Consider the following 16,330-nt stretch of genomic DNA (forward strand, 5'->3'; position numbering starts at 1 on the left):
CGTCAGAAATCGAACCCCGGCCCGCCCGCGCCGGGGCCGCCCGGCACGGCGGCCGGCGCCGCATCCTTCGGCGCTTCGAACACGGTCGCATCGGTCGTCAGCAGCAGCCCGGCCACCGACGCCGCATTCTGCAGCGCGGTGCGCGTGACCTTGGTCGGATCGAGCACGCCCGATTCGACGAGGTCGCCGTACTCGCCCGTCTGCGCGTTGTAGCCGAAGTTGCCCGTGCCTTCCGCGACCTTCGCGACGACGACGCTCGCTTCCTCGCCCGCATTCGTGACGATCTGGCGCAGCGGTTCTTCCAGCGCGCGCAGCACGATCTTGATGCCGGCGTCCTGGTCGGCGTTCGCGCCCTTCAGTTCGCGGATCGCCTGCCGCACGCGGATCAGCGCGACGCCGCCGCCCGGCACGATGCCTTCCTCGACGGCCGCGCGCGTGGCGTGCAGCGCGTCGTCGACGCGATCCTTCTTCTCCTTCACCTCGATTTCGGTCGCGCCGCCGACCTTGATCACCGCCACGCCGCCCGCGAGCTTCGCGACGCGTTCCTGCAGCTTCTCGCGGTCGTAGTCGGACGTCGCCTCTTCGATCTGCACGCGGATCTGCTTCACGCGCGCCTCGATGCTCTTCGCATCGCCCGCGCCGTCGATCACCGTGGTGTTTTCCTTGCCGACCTCGATGCGCTTCGCCTGGCCGAGTTCGGCGAGCGTGGCCTTTTCGAGCGTCAGGCCCGTTTCCTCGGCGATGACCTGGCCGCCGGTGAGGATCGCGATGTCCTCGAGCAGCGCCTTGCGGCGATCGCCGAAGCCCGGCGCCTTGACCGCGACCGTCTTCAGGATCCCGCGGATGTTGTTCACGACGAGCGTCGCGAGCGCTTCGCCTTCGACGTCTTCCGCGATGATCAGCAGCGGCCGGCCCGACTTCGCGACCTGTTCGAGCACCGGCAGCAGGTCGCGGATGTTCGAGATCTTCTTGTCGTGCAGCAGGATGTACGGGTTTTCGATCTCGGCGATCTGCTTGTCCGGATTGTTGATGAAATACGGCGACAGGTAGCCGCGATCGAACTGCAGCCCTTCGACGACGTCGAGCTCGTCGGCGAGCGACTTGCCGTCCTCGACGGTGATCACGCCTTCCTTGCCGACGCGGTCGATCGCTTCGGCGATGCGCTGGCCGATCGATTCCTCGCCGTTCGCGGAGATCGTCGCGACCTGCGCGATTTCCTTGCTCGTGGTGGTCGGCTTGCTGATCTTCTTCAATTCGTCGACGGCCGACGCGACGGCCTTGTCGATGCCGCGCTTCAGGTCGAGCGGATTGAGCCCGGCCGCGACGTACTTCTGGCCTTCGCGGACGATTGCCTGCGCGAGCACGGTGGCCGTCGTCGTGCCGTCGCCGGCCGCGTCGCTGGTGCGCGACGCGACTTCCTTCACGAGCTGCGCGCCGATGTTCTGCAGCTTGTCCGCGAGTTCGATTTCCTTCGCGACCGACACGCCGTCCTTCGTGACGACGGGTGCGCCGAAGCTGCGTTCGAGCACGACGTTGCGGCCCTTCGGTCCGAGCGTGACCTTCACCGCGTTCGCGAGAATGTTCACGCCTTCGGTCAGCTTCGACCGTGCGATGTCGCTGAAAATGATTTCCTTGGCTGCCATGATTGCGCTCCGTTATTGATTGACGACCGCGACGATGTCTTCTTCGCGCAGCACGAGAAACTCGTTGCCGTCCACCTTGACGGCTTGCCCCGCGTACTTGCCGAACAGCACGCGCTCGCCGACCTGCAGGTCGGGCACGATGCGCTGGCCGTCCGTGTCCTTGCGGCCGGGGCCGACGGCGATCACTTCGCCCTGGTCGGGTTTTTCGGCGGCGCTGTCGGGAATCACGATGCCCGATGCGGTGGTGGTTTCCTGGTCGAGTCGCTTCACGATCACGCGGTCGTGCAAGGGGCGTAGGCTCATTTTTTCGTCCTGTGCTGTTCTGTCGAAATTGGCTGGCACTCTTTAACAGAGAGTGCTGACGAGTATAAAAATGCAGGGCGGCGCGATCCAATAACGGATTCGGAAAAGCATTTGCGCGAATGCGCTTTGGACGGGAAGACGGGGAACGGAGAGGGAGGATGCGGGAGAGGGCGGCGTGTGCCGCCCTCAGGCGTTACGACGCGACGCGAATCACCACCTTGCCGAAGTGCTGCCCCGATTGCAGGTACGCATACGCTTGCGGCGCTTCGTCGAAGCCGAACACGCGATCGACCACCGGCTCGATCCGCTTCGCGTCGACGAGCCGCACGACGTCGTCGAGCATCGCGCGGCTGCCGACCATGAAGCCATGCAGTTGCTTGACGCCGCCGATCAGCGGCAGCAGATCGAGTACCGGCCCGCCGAAGCTGCTGAGGCCTCCGATGATCGACACGATGCCGCCGAGCTTCGTCGCGGCGATCGAGCGCGGCAGCGTATCGCGGCCGCCGACTTCGACGACGAGATCCGCGCCCGCGCCGCCGGTGAGCCGCAATACTTCATGTTGCCATTCGGGCGTCGTTCGATAGTTGATCGTTGCGTCCGCACCGAGTGCACGGGCGCGTTCGAGCTTCGCGTCGCTCGACGACGTGACGATCGTGCGCAACCCCGTCGCCTGCGCGAGCTGGAGCGCGATGATCGATACGCCGCCGGTGCCGAGCAGCACGACGGTCGCGCCGGGCTTCAATCCGCCGCCGACGAACAGCGCGTTCCACGCGGTGACGCCCGCGCACGACAGCGTCGCCGCTTCGTCGTAGTCGAGATGCGCGGGAATCGCAACCAGCGCGGTTTCGTCGGCGACGAAGCGTTCGGCCAGCACGCCATCGAATTGCGCGCCGGGCGAACCCGACACTTTGTGCGGCGTCGGCGGCCCGTCGATCCAGCGCGGGAAGTAGGTGTTGATCACGCGGTCGCCCGGCCTGAAGCGCGTGACGTCGCGGCCGGTCTCGACCACTTCGCCGGCGCCGTCGGCGACCGGGATCAGCGCTTCCTTACCGATCCCCAGATAGTCGCCGCGCGCGAACATCAGATCGCGATAGTTCAGCGCGGCCGAATGGATCTTGACGACGACATCGGTCGGCCCGACCGGCCGCAGCGTCGCGTCGATGCGCCGGAGCCCGGCAATGCCGTCGCCCGGTTTGATTTGCCATGCATGCATGTCGACTCCTTTTTCGAGATAGTCGGGACTATCATAGTGTTGCGCGGGTGGACGCATTGGCGAGAATTCGGCCAACGATTGTCGCCGGCATGGAAACAACCCTGGCATCGCACGGGAGCGGAGCGGCATGGATGAACGGCTGAGGGGCGTCGCCGAATTTGTCGACGTGGTGGAATCGGGCAGCTTCGCGGCGGCGGCGCTGCGCCTCGGCATGACGCGCTCGGCCGTCGCGAAGATCGTCGCGCGGCTCGAGCTGCGTCTCGGTGCGCGGCTGTTGCAGCGCACGACGCGCCAGCTCGGCCTGACCGACGAAGGGCTCGTCTATTACGAGCAATGCCGGCGGCTGCTCGCTGAACTCGGCGAGACCGAGGCCGCGCTCGACGCGGGCCGCCGCGAGCCGGCCGGGCGCGTGCGCATCAGCGTGCCCGTGCTGTTCGGGCGGCAGTGCGTGGCGCCCGTCGTGCGGCGTCTCGTCGAGCGCCACCCGCGGCTCGAAATCGACATGTCGTTCAGCGACCGCGTGGCCGATCTCGTCAACGACGGTTTCGACCTGGCGGTGCGCATTGGCGAGTTGGCCGATACGAGCGCGCTGGTCGGCCGGAAGCTCGGCGTGCAGCGGATGGGCATCTGCGCATCGCCCGCGTATCTCGCGCGGCATGGCCGCCCGTCGGGGCTCGACGAACTCGCGTCGCACGTCGGCATCGCGTATTCGCGCGGCGGACAGCCGACGCCGTGGCGGATCATCGGCGCGGACGGCGCGGTGCACGACCATCGCGCGGCCGGCCGGCTGCGGTTGGACGACCTGCAGGCGATCGCCGATGCGGCTGCGGCCGGCGCGGGTCTTGCGTGGCTGCCGTGCTGGCTGATGGCGCCGTACGAGCGCGACGGCCGCCTTGCGCTCGTGATGGACAGCAACAGCGTGTCCGGCGCCGAGGTGTTCGTGGTGCGGCCGGCGGCGCGTCACGTGCCGTCGAAGGTGCGGGTGGTCGTCGATGCGCTGGTCGACGAGATTCCGCGGATGCTGGCGTCCGACGATGCAAGCGGGGCGCGCGCATGACGGGGCAGATTCTCCGGTGACGATGCGACACCGCGGCTGGCGGCGCATCGCGCCCGAGTGCGTCTCACATATCGAGAAGGTGCCCCGGTAATTGACGCGAATTTCGCGTGACTCCTAGACTGGCCCGCATGACGCCGCGCCTCGCGCGAGACGATCCAGGAGACATGCCGATGACCGCCACCGCCCCGCAGTTGCATGCCGCGACGATGCGCCGCCTGAACCTGCGCCTGATTCCGTTCCTGATGCTGCTGTACCTCGTCGCGTACATCGATCGCTCGAACATCTCGGTCGCGGCGCTGCAGATGAATGCCGACCTCGGCCTCAGCGCCGAAATGTACGGGCTCGGCGCGGGGCTGTTCTACGTGACCTACATCCTGTTCGAGGTGCCGAGCAACCTGTTCCTCGCACGGGTCGGCGCACGCCGCTGGATCGCGCGGATCATGTTCACGTGGGGCATCGTCGCGGCCGCGATGAGCGCCGTGCAGACGCCGGGGCAGCTCTATGCGATGCGGCTGCTGCTCGGCGCGGCAGAAGCCGGCTTCACGCCGGGCATCATCTACTACCTGTCCGCGTGGTATCCGCAGAGCGATCGGGCGCGTGCGATGTCGTTCTTCTATATCGGCGCGACGCTCGCGTCGGTGATCGGGCTGCCGCTGTCCGGTGCGCTGCTGAACCTGAACGGCGTGCTCGGCGTCGAGGGCTGGCGCTGGCTGTTCCTGCTCGAAGGCGTGCCTGCGCTGCTGCTCGGATTCGTCGTGCTGCGCCGCCTGCCCGATACGCCCGCGCACGCGCGCTGGCTGCCGGCCGACGAGCGGGCGTGGCTCGAAGCGACGCTGCGCGCCAGCGCGCCGCGCGAGCATCTGTCGCACGGCGTCGCATTGCGGCGTGCGTTCGGCGACGGCAAGGTGTGGGCGCTCGCCGCGTTCTGGCTGCTGCAGGCGTTCGGCACGATCGGCCTTACGCTGTTTCTCCCGCTGCTCGTGAAGAATCTGTCGGGGCAGTCGAGCTTCGCGGTCGGCAGCCTGTTGGCGCTGCCGTTCCTGTTCGCATGCGTGGCGATGTACCTGAACGGCCGGCATTCGGATCTCGGCGGCGAGCGCGCGCTGCATCTCGGCGTGCCGATGCTGCTGGCCGGCGCGTTGCTCGTCGCGGCGATCTATATGCCGGTGCTGCCCGTCGCGTATGCGCTGCTGGTGCTCGCGGTCGGCTTCAACTGGGCCGCGACGCCGGTGTTCTGGGCCGTGACGACCGAATACGTGTCGGGTCTCACGGCCGCTGCCTCGATCGCGCTCATCAATGCGGTCGCGAACATCGCGGGGCTCGCGCTGCCGCCGGTGATGGGGCGGATCAAGGACGTCACGCATTCGTACGATCTCGCGCTGCTGCTCGTCGCGGTCGCGTTGCTGGCGGGCGGCGTGCTTGCGTTGCGGATTGCGTCGCGGCGCGCGATGCCGGTCGCGGCGGGGCGGACGGGTTGATCGACGCGAGTCGTGGCCACGGCCTCGGCGCGCATATCGCGCCGCTGTGCCGAAGGTGCTAGGTGTTCTTTCCCGCTGTCTCCAACGTCCGCCGCAACAACGTCAATTCGATCAACTCGAGTTGGTACGTGAAGCGCGACTGGACCCGCTTCAGCATCATCGAGCCGACGGACAGTCCAAAGACGAGCGCGATACCCCAGAGAATCACCGTGTTGATGAAGTTTCCGGAGACGAGTCCGCTCGCTAGCGTGTTCCTCAGCCACGGCAATCCACCCGCGTCCTTGATGTTGGTGAACGTGACGGCAAGAAGTGCATAAGCCGCCGCGCCGCTGCCAAAAAAAGAAACGACGCGTGAATCGAGGCGTTTCACCTTGAGCTGCAGGCAATGCTGCGCGTATTTGAGGGTGTCGTCGGCATGGCTGTTCAGGGATCGAGCGTTCCTTTCGTCAGTCTCTATCTCGCGGGTGAGCGTCTCCAGCGCTTCTTGTTTCCAGCGAAACATCTGCATGACGCCGACGATGGGTTCGACAACGAGAGAGAGCAGGCTGAGCGCCACGGTAGATATATAGAGCGTGATTGCCGGGATCACCTGCCACTCGGCGGCAGCGAGCTTGTGCCACCCCGCCAACACGAGGAGCAGCAGGAAGCAGACGCCGCTACCGCCAAGCAGAAGCGTCGACGCCTTCCGCGCTCGCTCGATCGACAGCGCCTTTATCGGTCGGTAAGGCTCGCACGTATCGAGGGTTTTCAGTAGTTCCTTGATTTTCAACATGAGGTCTCCGATGAAGATTCCCGGGTTGGACGGCATGCCTGCGTGATGTTTTCAAGCGACAGCAACATGCGACCGCGCGCTTCAACGACGGCGCGCGACCGGATTATGGATCGCGGATGCCGGCTCCTATCTTGATATTCGGCTTGGAAAGCGTAGGCAAGCGCACGCGGTCCGAGGTGCATATTCCCCCACCCCGTTAGCATGTGACGAATCCGACTTTGGGCGCTGCGCGAGCGACGCTAAGATCGCCGCTCCCGTAGATCGAGCGTCAACAAGAATGAAAAAGTCCGCGTCGCCGTTGCATGCTTTTCGTTTCCGTGTCGTTTGCGCCGCGATTGCCGGCGCGGTGTCGCTCGCGTCGTGCGGTGGCGTCGACAGCGCTCCGCCGCCGCAGGCCAGCGCGACGCCCCCGGCCAAGCGCCCGAACATCCTGTACATCATGGCCGACGATCTCGGCTATTCCGACATCCATGCGTTCGGCGGTGAGATCAACACGCCGAACCTCGACGCGCTCGTCGCGTCGGGCCGCATCCTGTCGAATCACCACACGGGCACCGTCTGCGCGATCACGCGCGCGATGCTGGTGTCGGGCACCGATCACCATCTCGTCGGCGAAGGCACGATGGGCGTGCCGACCGACGAGCGGCGCGGGCTGCCCGGCTACGAGGGCTATCTGAACGATCGCGCGCTGTCGTTCGCGCAACTGCTGAAGGACGCCGGCTATCACACGTATATCGCGGGCAAGTGGCACATCGGCTCGGGTATCGTCGGCAGTGCGACGGGCAGCGGGCAGACGCCCGACCAGTGGGGCTTCGAGCGCAGCTACGTGCTGCTCGGCGGCGCGGCGACGAATCACTTCGCGCACGAGCCTGCCGGCTCGTCGAACTACACGGAAGACGGCCGCTATGTGCAGCCGGGCCAGCCCGGGCAACCGGGCGGTACGGGCGGCAGCCCGGCCGTGTTCTATTCGACCGATTTCTATACGCAGAAGCTGATCTCGTACATCGATGCGAACAAGCAGGACGGCAAGCCGTTCTTCGCGTACGCGGCCTACACGTCGCCGCACTGGCCGCTGCAGGTGCCCGATCCGTGGCTGCACAAGTACGCGGGCGTGTACGACGCCGGCTACGATGCGATCCGCTACGCGCGGATCGCACGACAGAAGGCGCTCGGCCTGATTCCCGCCGATTTCAAGCCGTTCGACGGGCTGCCGGAGACGACGGCGGCATCGCCCGCGACCGCGAACAACGGCACCGCGAACGCGAAGTACATCAGCGCGGTGCATTCGGCCGCGGACGGCTACAGCGACTACGGCACCGGCAAGGTCGACAAGCTGTGGTCGAGCCTGTCGCCGGCCGAACGCAAGGCCCAGGCGCGCTACATGGAGATCTACGCGGGGATGGTCGAGAACCTCGACTACAACATCGGGCTCCTGATCCAGCACCTGAAGGACATCGGCGAATACGACAACACGTTCATCATGTTCCAGTCGGACAACGGCGCGGAGGGCTGGCCGATCGATTCCGGCGCGGACCCGACCGCAACCGACACCGCGAACGCGCAGGAGCCCACCTATTCGGCGCTCGGCACCGACAACGGCAAGCAGAACGCGCAGCGCCTGCAGTACGGGCTGCGCTGGGCCGAAGTCAGCGCGGCGCCGTTCCGGCTCACGAAGGGCTATTCGGGCGAAGGCGGCGTGTCGACACCGACGATCGTGCACCTGCCGGGCCAGTCGCAACCGTTGCCGACGCTGCGCGCATTCACGCACGTGACCGACAACACGGCGACGTTCCTCGCGGTCGCGGGCGTCACGCCGCCGTCGCAACCGGCGCCGCCGCTCGTGAACACGCTGACGGGCGTCGACCAGAACAAGGGCAAGGTCATTTACAACAACCGCTACGTGTATCCGGTGACGGGCCAGTCGCTGCTGCCGGTGCTCACCGGTTCGACGACGGGCGAAGTGCATACGACGCCGTTCGGCGACGAAGCATACGGCCGCGCGTATCTGCGCAGCGCCGACGGTCGCTGGAAGGCATTGTGGACCGAGCCGCCGCTCGGCCCGCTCGACGGTCACTGGCAGCTTTACGATCTCGCGGCGGACCGTGGCGAGACGACCGACGTGTCGGCGCAGAACCCGTCGGTGATCGGCACGCTGGTCGATCAGTGGAAGACCTACATGAGCAATGTCGGTGGCGTCGAGCCGCTGCGTCCGCGCGGCTACTACTGATCGCGAGGCGACACGATGCGGTTGCGTTTCTGGACGATCGGCGCTGCGCTGGCCGCCACGCTGTTCGCTGCCGCGTTCGCGGTGGGCTACGCGAATCCGGCGGCGCCGGCAGGCGGCGCGTTCGACGCGCTGAATCGCGGCCGCGCGCTCGCGCCGCTCGGCTCGGAGCGGGAGTGCAAGCGCTATTCGGGGCTGCCGGCGAAGTGGCGCGACGATCCGAAGGCGGGAATGGTGCACTTGCGCGGCGGCGCGTTCGTGTTCGGCAGCACGCGCGGTTATGCGGACGAGCGTCCGGCCGGCGACGGCAAGACGCGTGTCGGCGGCTTCTGGATCGACCAGACCGACGTGACGATCGCGCAGTTCGCGGCCTTCGTGCAGGCCACCGGTTACGTGACCGAGGCCGAGCAACAGGGCGGCGCGGCGGTGTTCCATGTGCCGACGCGCGACGAGCTGAATGCGCGCGACCTCGCATGGTGGTCGTGGGTGAGGGGCGCGTCGTGGCGGCATCCGCGCGGGCCCGGCAGCGACGTGGACGGGCTCGGCAACCTGCCGGTGACGCTCGTCACGCAGCGCGATGCGCTCGCGTATGCGCACTGGCTCGGCCGCGACCTGCCGACCGAGGCCGAATGGGAATACGCGGGCAAGGCCGGCCGCGACGACGCCTCGCTCGATGCGGCGCCGCGTGACGCGAACGGCAAGCCGGCCGCGAACTACTGGCAGGGCGCGTTTCCGGTGCTCGACTCGGCCGAGGACGGTCACGCGGGGCTGGCGCCCGTCGGCTGCTATGCGGCGAACGGCTTTCGTCTTTACGACATGATCGGCAACGCATGGGAATGGACGAAGGATGCGTACACGGGCCCGCATCAGTCGCATACGAACGGCGACACGGCGGCCGTCGCGCCGCCGACGCACCGGCACGATACGCCGATGGTCATCAAGGGCGGCTCGTTCCTGTGTTCGCGCGATTACTGCGTGCGCTATCGCGCATCGTCGCGCGAACAGCAGGAAGCGGATCTCGGCGCATCGCATATCGGGTTTCGCACGATCCTGAGGGATGCGTCGTGACGACGGGTATCGGGCGATTCGTTTCGGCGTGGCTGCTGGCTGCCTGGGCGCTGATGCCTCAGGGATCGACGATGGCTGCCGAAGCATTGGCGCCGGCCGTGCGCGTCGGCGTCACGCGCGGGCTCGGTGTCGACGTCGTCGAATTCGACGATGCGTCGCGCATCGACACGGCGCTGGCCGACGGGCGGATCGACGCGGCCAGCTTCGAGGATGCGCAGCGCCTGAGCGCCACGCGCGCGGCGAAAGGTTATGCGCTCACCGCCGTCGCGCCGACCGTCACGCTGCCGATGGCGTTCTATTCGCGCAAGCTGAAGAACCTGAATGAACTGCAACCCGGCGCGACGGTCGCGCTGCCGGCCGATCCACGCGGGATGGCGCGTGCGCTCGTGCTGCTGCAGAACGACACGCTGGTGACGCTGCGCGAAAAAGCCGGGCTGCATGCGACGCTGCGCGACGTGACGGGCAACCGGCTCGCGCTGAAATTCGTCGCGCTGCGCGGCGACCGCCTTTACGCGGCGCTCGATACGGCCGCGTTCGTCGCGATCGACAGCGACGACGCGGCCCGCGCCGGGCTGCAGCCCGCGCGCGACAGCATCAGCCTCGAGGACGCCCGCTCGCCGTATGCGAACGTGCTCACGGTGCGCGACGCCGATCGCGCGAAGCCGTGGGTCGCGCAGCTCGTCGCCGCGTATCACTCGGACGACGTCGCGCGCTTCATTCTCACGCGCTACCAGGATTCGGTGCGGCGGCCGTGGTAGACACCTACCTGCTCGCGTGCAACGCGTGCGGCCGCTGCTGCAACAGCGCGCCGGCGCTGTCGTTGCGCGAGCTGTTCCGGCATCGGCACCGCTTCGTCGGCGCGTTGACGATTCGTCGCGTACCGAAGCGGCGGATCGGCGAACGCTGGCAGGCAGGCGGGGGCGAGCACACGCTCGATGCGGACGACGTCGCGGCCGCCGATGCGCTGGCGGACCGGCTGCTCCATCGCGGCGGCGGCGTGCATCCCGAATGGCTCGCACTGACGCTGCAAGGCTACGACTATCCGTCGCTGGGGCGTTGCGCGGCACTCGCCGACGACGGCCGCTGCGGCGTGCACGCGAACAAGCCGTCGATCTGCCGCGCGGTGCCGCTCGATCCGATGCTGCCCGACCGGTTGCAGGCCCATGTGCTTGCGGCACGGCGCGACGATGCGGCCTGGCTGGGCGCGAACTGCATCGTCGAGGCCGGAAGTGTGCAGCCCGCGAACGAATCGTCGTTCCCGATTCCGCTGGTGACGGCCGGACAGGTCGCGGATCGTGCGGCGCTCGACGCGCATCGCGATGCGCTCGTGTTCGAGCGCGCGGTGTGGCGCGACGCCGTGTTCGCGTCGCTGACCGACGGCGGGCAGGGCGTGCGCCATGCGCTGTCGCGGCTGGCGCCCGGCGGCTACCTGACCGTGTCGATCGTGCCGGTCCTGCTCGTCGTCGCTCAGGTATCCGCGCATTGCCGCGCGCTGTGCATCGACTTCATCGACGCGCAGTTGGCCTTGATCGGCGCGAACGTCGAAGCGGCGCTCGCGCGCCGACGGCCCGACGACCGGCGGGCGACGCACGAATTGCGCGGCTTCGCGCAGGCGCTGGAACGGGCGCGACAAGCGCTCGCGGCCATGCCGTCACCCACCGCCGCCACGCGTGACGATGCGCCGCGCATCGACGCGTGGCTCGACGATCGCGTCGGCGCCGCTTCGCTCGCCGTGTGACGATCGCGGCACGCCGCGCGTGCCTTACACTTGGCGCTCTTTCAATCGTGGCAGAGTGAGCGGCATGTACGCGTCGACCTTCATTTTTCGTGCCGGGCAGTACGACGACGAATTCCACCGGCTCGACCGGCAGATTGCCGACATGGCGCGCGCGACGCCCGGCTATCTCGGCGAGGAAACGTGGGAGAACGCGGAAGCCGGCTTGGTCCAGAACGTCTACTACTGGGAATCCGAGGCGGCGCTGCGGCAGTTGATGCAGCATCCCGCACATCTCGAGGCCAAGGCGAAGCAGGCGCGCTGGCTGGACGGGTATCGCGTCGTGATTTCGCAGGTGCTGCGCGAGTATGGCGACGGCAAGCTGACGCCGCCGCATGCGGGGTCATCCGCGTAACGGTCGCCGGTCAGGCGGTCGCGCCGGTTTCTCCCGGCGTGGCCGGTTCGCGCGCCGCACGCTCCCAGATCGGGAACGTCGCGTTCTGGATCGACGTCTGCGCGTCGATGACCTTGCGGTGGTCGATGCCGGGCAGGTCGAGCAGCCGGTCGACCGCCGCCTTCGCACCTTCGGCATCCTGCGGAAAGGCACACGCGAACTGCTTGTTCGTATCGAACAGGACCCACCAGACATCCGACACGAACGGCCCCTGGTCGTTGGTTTCGATCAGGATCGCGCCGAGCTCGGACAGCGCGATGCCGCGTGTCGTCCCGGTCTGATCGGTCGACTCGATGCGCGTATCGGTTGCCGTCACGGTCCAGCCGCTCTGCCGGGCAGGCGGACGCGTCGATGCCGGCGCGGCATTCGGCCGGGCCGGGCCGCCGGTGCCGGTGACGGCGCCGTTCGGTACGACCCCGTCCACGGCGCCGGCGGCACGGCTCGGCGTCACGCCCTCCTGCCGCTCGCGCCCGTCGATCCAAGGTAACGCGGCGGCGCCCACCATCGCCGCGATCCACAGGTAGTACCCGGCGCCGAACGTGCGGATCGTTTCGTAGTTCGCGTCGGTCGGAATCGTATGCCAGCCGAGCGCAAAGACCACGACCACGGCCAGCAGCGCCGACACGGTACGGCTCGGCCTGAGCAGCGCGACGACGAGCAGCGGATTGCCGAGCCAGGCGAATTGCAGGTCGAGGATCGCGAGCTCGCCAAGCGCGAGCACCGTGTAGCCGCGCCACCAGCTTACCGCGCCGACCGCATTCGGCGGTTCGGCCGCGACGGGCAGCAGCAGCGACGCGACATACAGCGCGACGATCACGACGCGCGCGAGGTTCAGGCGGGACGAAGCGGAGCGAATCTGCATGTTGCCTTCTCGTGGTGCACGATCATGCGAAGCGACGAATGCCGGCCGGCCCGTCATTCACGATGCGCGGCGCCGATATGGCGACGCGCCGAACGCGATTGTGGGCGATTCGCGCGGCGATGTCGAACGTGTGTCGCTCGCCGCTGAAAAGTCAAAGCGCTTCGACCAGCAACCGCGTGCTTTTTTCGCAATATTCATGACACGCCGCCCGCGCGGCGATCGACGCACCGTGCACGAACCGCGGCGCGTCCGCCCGTCGCGACATCGACACGACGATCGACGGCGGCGACGGCTGCAGCGGCAACTCGACGACTTCGCCGCTCTCGATCAGCGCATCGACGAACAGCACCGGAATCGCGGCGACGCCGAAGCCGTCGCGCACCAATTGCACGATCACCGAGATCGATGGCGACCCGGTGATGCGCGTCTCGGATAGCGGCACGCCGTGTGCGTGCGCGAGCGTGCGGACGATGTCTTCCAGCGCGCGATGGGGCGCGGTGCCGCGCCCGTAGGTGAGGATCGGCTGGCGCAGTACCTGCCGTGCGAGGCCGGTGCGCGTGTTCGGCAGCAGCCCGGCGCGCGCGATCCAGCGCACCGGGTAGTTCGCGAGCGCGTCGCACACGACCGACGCCTCGTCGCTGCCCTCGACCCGGATGATCAGATCGAGCTCGCCGGCCATCAGCCGGCGCTGCAGCACGACGCTGACGTCGACGGTCAGGTCGATTTCCAGTTGCGGATAGTCGGCCGCGAGCCGCCGCATATAGTGCGGCAGCCAGCTGTGCACGACCGTCTCGATCACGCCGAGCCGCAGCTTGCCGCGCAGCGCGCGCTCGCCGGACGCGGCGGCCTGCAGTTCCTGCGTCGCCTCGACGACGGCTTTCGCATAGCCGAGCAGGTATTCGCCGTTCGGCGTGAGCCGGAACGCGCGGCTGTCGCGATCGACGAGGATAGTGTGCAGTTCGTCCTCGAGCGCCTTCACGCGCTGCGAGATCGCGGCCGGCGTCGCGTGCAGCGCAGCCGCCGTTGTGCGGAAGTTGCGCAGCTTCGCGAGCGTGACGAAGGTTTCGAGAAAACGCGTGTTCATGGCGGTCGGGCGAGCAATGGATGCGCAGCTTGCCGGCGACGAAAAGCGAACGGGACCGGGGAAAACCCGCAGAGTCGTTAAGAAATTCTATACAACGGGCGCAAAAAAACTCGTTGGCGACAAAATTTTTTCCTTTCTATTCTTCGCCATATCCGATGACCCACCACCGTCATCGCCCCGCCATCCCGATCTGCGACCGACCATCATGACGCCTTCCGAATTTCGCCAGTCCGTGCGCCGCGGCGCGTTCCGCGGCCCGACCGCCGGCCATTGCGGCCCGTTTGCCCAGGCGAACCTCGCGATTCTGCCCGACGCGTACGCGCACGATTTCCTGCGCTTCTGCCAGGCGAACCCGAAGGCCTGCCCGCTGCTGGGCGTCGGCGAACCGGGCGCGTTCCGGATCGCCGCGCTCGGCGAGGATCTCGACATCCGCACCGACGTGCCGAGCTACAACGTATATAGGGACGGCCGCCTGACCGAGCGCGTCGAATCGCTCGAAGCGCTGTGGCGCGACGATTTCGTCGTATTTGCGATCGGCTGCTCGTTCTCGTTCGAGGACATGCTTGCCCGCGAAGGGATCGGGTTGCGCCACGTCGAGGAGGGGCGCAACGTGCCGATGTACCGCACGTCGATCGCGAACCGCCGCGCGGGGATTTTCGGCGGCCAGCTGGTCGTGTCGATGCGGCCCCTGCGCGGCGCCGACGCGATCCGCGCGGTGCAGATCACGAGCCGGTTCCCGGGCGTGCACGGCGCGCCGATCCATATCGGCCATCCGCGGGAACTCGGTATCGAGGATCTGGACGCGCCCGAGTTCGGCGACGCGGTGACGATCCGCGACGGCGAGCTGCCGGTGTTCTGGGCGTGCGGCGTGACGCCGCAAACCGCGCTGATGGACGCGAAGCTGCCGATCGCGATCGCGCATACGCCCGGCCACATGCTGATGACCGACATCACGAACGCATCGCTGGCCGTGTTCTGACCGGCCGAGCGCCGCGCACGCGGCGCACCTGCGACACACCGCACCACACGCCATTTGACGACGCATCACGACAGGAGCACCACCATGGAAAGCAAGACCCTCGCGGCGCCCGCCGCCGAGCCCGCGAGCCGCGAGCGCAGCGGCCTGTTCTCGTGGTACGCGGATGCGCAGCCGCGCGAACGCCGCGCATTCTGGAGCTGCAAGGTCGGCTACATGCTCGACGGGATGGACACGCAGATGCTGTCGTTCGTGATCCCGACGCTCGTCGCGACCTGGGGCATCACGCTTGCCGACGCGGGATTCATCGGCACGATCACGCTGCTCGCGTCGGCGCTCGGGGGCTGGATCGCCGGCATCCTGTCCGACCGCATCGGCCGCGTGCGCACGCTGCAGCTCACGGTGCTGTGGTTCGCGGTGTTCACCGCGCTGTGCGGGCTCGCGCAGAACTACCATCAGCTCGTCGCGGCGCGTGCGCTGATGGGCTTCGGCTTCGGCGGCGAATGGACGGCCGGCGCGGTGCTGATCGGCGAAGTGATCCGCGCGCGCGATCGCGGCAGGGCGGTCGGCCTCGTGCAGTCGGGCTGGGCGATCGGCTGGGGGCTGTGCGCGCTCCTGTATGCGCTGCTGTTCTCGGTGCTGCCGGCCGAGCAGGCGTGGCGCGCGCTGTTCCTCGTCGGGCTCGCGCCCGCGCTGCTGGTCGTCGCGATCCGCCGCTACGTGAAGGAGCCGGACGTCTACGAGAAGGAGAAGGCCGCGCAGGCGAAAGTGGCCGACGCGCCGCGCCTCACCGAGATCTTCGCGCCGAAGCTGATCACGACGACGCTGCGCGCGGCGTTGCTGACGACCGGCGCGCAGGGCGGCTACTACGCGATCACGACGTGGCTGCCGACCTTCCTGAAGACCGAACGGCACCTGACGGTGATGGGCACCGGCGGCTATCTCGCGATGATCATCTTCGGCTCGTGGGTCGGCTACCTGACGAGCGCGTACCTGACCGACCGCCTCGGCCGCAAGCCGAACTTTATCCTGTTCGCGGTCGGCTCGATGGTGATCGCGTTCGCGTACACGTCGCTGAACCTGACCAACGCATCGATGCTGTGGCTCGGCTTCCCGCTCGGCTTCTTCGCATCGGGCATCTTCTCGGGGATGGGCGCGTTTCTCACCGAGTTGTTCCCGACCCGCGTGCGCGGCTCCGGCCAGGGCTTCTGCTACAACGTGGGCCGCGCGATCGGTGCGCTGTTCCCGTTCCTGATCGGCGCGCTGTCCAAGCAGTACGGGCTCGGCACGAGCATCGGCATCTTCGCGGTCGCCGCGTACGGCGTGGTGATCGTCGCCGCGCTGACGCTGCCCGAGACCCGCGGACGCGAACTCGACGCCGCCTGACCGACGGCAGCGGCGGGGCGGCCCGCCCCGCCCCGCGTTTTTCCTCCCCTTTCCTCGACACCGTGACACGGCGCGCGACGCGCGCCGTGCGGCGGC

The 16,330-nt window shown here is 67.8% G+C and carries 15 protein-coding genes; 9 read left to right on the plus strand and 6 right to left on the minus strand.

The features are described from left to right. Positions 1-2: 2 nt before the first annotated feature. The 3 genes from groL to CFB49_RS17970 all read right to left on the minus strand — a co-directional run bounded on the left by groL (position 3) and on the right by CFB49_RS17970 (position 3,159). Positions 3-1,643, minus strand: a complete 1,641-nt coding sequence (groL, locus tag CFB49_RS17960) for a chaperonin GroEL (protein WP_089491935.1) — start codon at positions 1,641-1,643, stop codon at positions 3-5. Between the two features lie 12 nt (positions 1,644-1,655). Then, positions 1,656-1,946, minus strand: a complete 291-nt coding sequence (locus CFB49_RS17965; RefSeq protein ID WP_011694564.1) for a co-chaperone GroES — start codon at positions 1,944-1,946, stop codon at positions 1,656-1,658. 193 nt (positions 1,947-2,139) lie between these two features. Then, entirely contained in the window at positions 2,140-3,159 is a 1,020-nt protein-coding gene (locus tag CFB49_RS17970; protein ID WP_069618935.1) for a zinc-dependent alcohol dehydrogenase family protein, read from the minus strand. Between the two features lie 127 nt (positions 3,160-3,286). Between CFB49_RS17970 and CFB49_RS17975 the strand changes: the two genes are divergently transcribed. Continuing rightward, a complete protein-coding gene (locus CFB49_RS17975) occupies positions 3,287-4,216 on the plus strand; it encodes a LysR family transcriptional regulator (RefSeq protein ID WP_089491936.1) in 930 nt (309 codons plus the stop codon). Positions 4,217-4,386: 170 nt separating this feature from the next. Next, a complete protein-coding gene (locus tag CFB49_RS17980; RefSeq protein ID WP_089492771.1) occupies positions 4,387-5,694 on the plus strand; it encodes an MFS transporter in 1,308 nt (435 codons plus the stop codon). Positions 5,695-5,752: 58 nt separating this feature from the next. Here the strand turns inward: CFB49_RS17980 and CFB49_RS17985 are convergent, their stop codons facing one another. After that, positions 5,753-6,466: a hypothetical protein gene (locus CFB49_RS17985; RefSeq protein WP_143329298.1), complete on the minus strand. Its 714-nt coding sequence runs from the start codon at positions 6,464-6,466 to the stop codon at positions 5,753-5,755. Between the two features lie 277 nt (positions 6,467-6,743). Between CFB49_RS17985 and CFB49_RS17990 the strand changes: the two genes are divergently transcribed. The 5 genes from CFB49_RS17990 (at position 6,744) to CFB49_RS18010 (ending at position 11,887) form a co-directional block, all read left to right on the plus strand. Then, positions 6,744-8,693, plus strand: a complete 1,950-nt coding sequence (locus tag CFB49_RS17990) for an arylsulfatase (RefSeq protein ID WP_089491938.1) — start codon at positions 6,744-6,746, stop codon at positions 8,691-8,693. Between the two features lie 15 nt (positions 8,694-8,708). Continuing rightward, positions 8,709-9,758 (plus strand): formylglycine-generating enzyme family protein, encoded by a 1,050-nt coding sequence (locus tag CFB49_RS17995; protein WP_089491939.1) that lies wholly within the window; start codon positions 8,709-8,711, stop codon positions 9,756-9,758. A 53-nt stretch (positions 9,759-9,811) separates the two neighbouring features. Continuing rightward, positions 9,812-10,516 carry a MetQ/NlpA family lipoprotein gene (locus CFB49_RS18000; protein WP_089492772.1) on the plus strand — a complete coding sequence of 235 codons (705 nt, stop codon included), beginning with the start codon at positions 9,812-9,814 and terminating at the stop codon, positions 10,514-10,516. Continuing rightward, positions 10,510-11,496 carry a YkgJ family cysteine cluster protein gene (locus CFB49_RS18005; protein ID WP_089491940.1) on the plus strand — a complete coding sequence of 329 codons (987 nt, stop codon included), beginning with the start codon at positions 10,510-10,512 and terminating at the stop codon, positions 11,494-11,496. The genes CFB49_RS18000 and CFB49_RS18005 overlap by 7 nt, the downstream gene beginning before the upstream one ends. Positions 11,497-11,560: 64 nt before the next feature. Further along, entirely contained in the window at positions 11,561-11,887 is a 327-nt protein-coding gene (locus CFB49_RS18010; protein WP_069619066.1) for an antibiotic biosynthesis monooxygenase family protein, read from the plus strand. 10 nt (positions 11,888-11,897) lie between these two features. Here the strand turns inward: CFB49_RS18010 and CFB49_RS18015 are convergent, their stop codons facing one another. Continuing rightward, positions 11,898-12,788 carry a hypothetical protein gene (locus CFB49_RS18015; RefSeq protein ID WP_089491941.1) on the minus strand — a complete coding sequence of 297 codons (891 nt, stop codon included), beginning with the start codon at positions 12,786-12,788 and terminating at the stop codon, positions 11,898-11,900. Positions 12,789-12,939: 151 nt separating this feature from the next. Continuing rightward, positions 12,940-13,872, minus strand: a complete 933-nt coding sequence (locus CFB49_RS18020; protein WP_069618929.1) for a LysR family transcriptional regulator — start codon at positions 13,870-13,872, stop codon at positions 12,940-12,942. Positions 13,873-14,077: 205 nt separating this feature from the next. On the opposite strand from CFB49_RS18020, the gene CFB49_RS18030 reads away from it, so the two are divergent. Next, entirely contained in the window at positions 14,078-14,851 is a 774-nt protein-coding gene (locus CFB49_RS18030; RefSeq protein ID WP_089435984.1) for a putative hydro-lyase, read from the plus strand. Between the two features lie 84 nt (positions 14,852-14,935). Then, positions 14,936-16,234, plus strand: coding sequence for an MFS transporter (locus CFB49_RS18035; RefSeq protein WP_069618927.1), 1,299 nt, complete (start codon positions 14,936-14,938; stop codon positions 16,232-16,234). The last annotated feature ends 96 nt before the right edge of the window (positions 16,235-16,330 follow it).

It is taken from the genome of Burkholderia sp. AU17457 (assembly GCF_002223255.1).
Classification (GTDB): domain Bacteria; phylum Pseudomonadota; class Gammaproteobacteria; order Burkholderiales; family Burkholderiaceae; genus Burkholderia; species Burkholderia sola.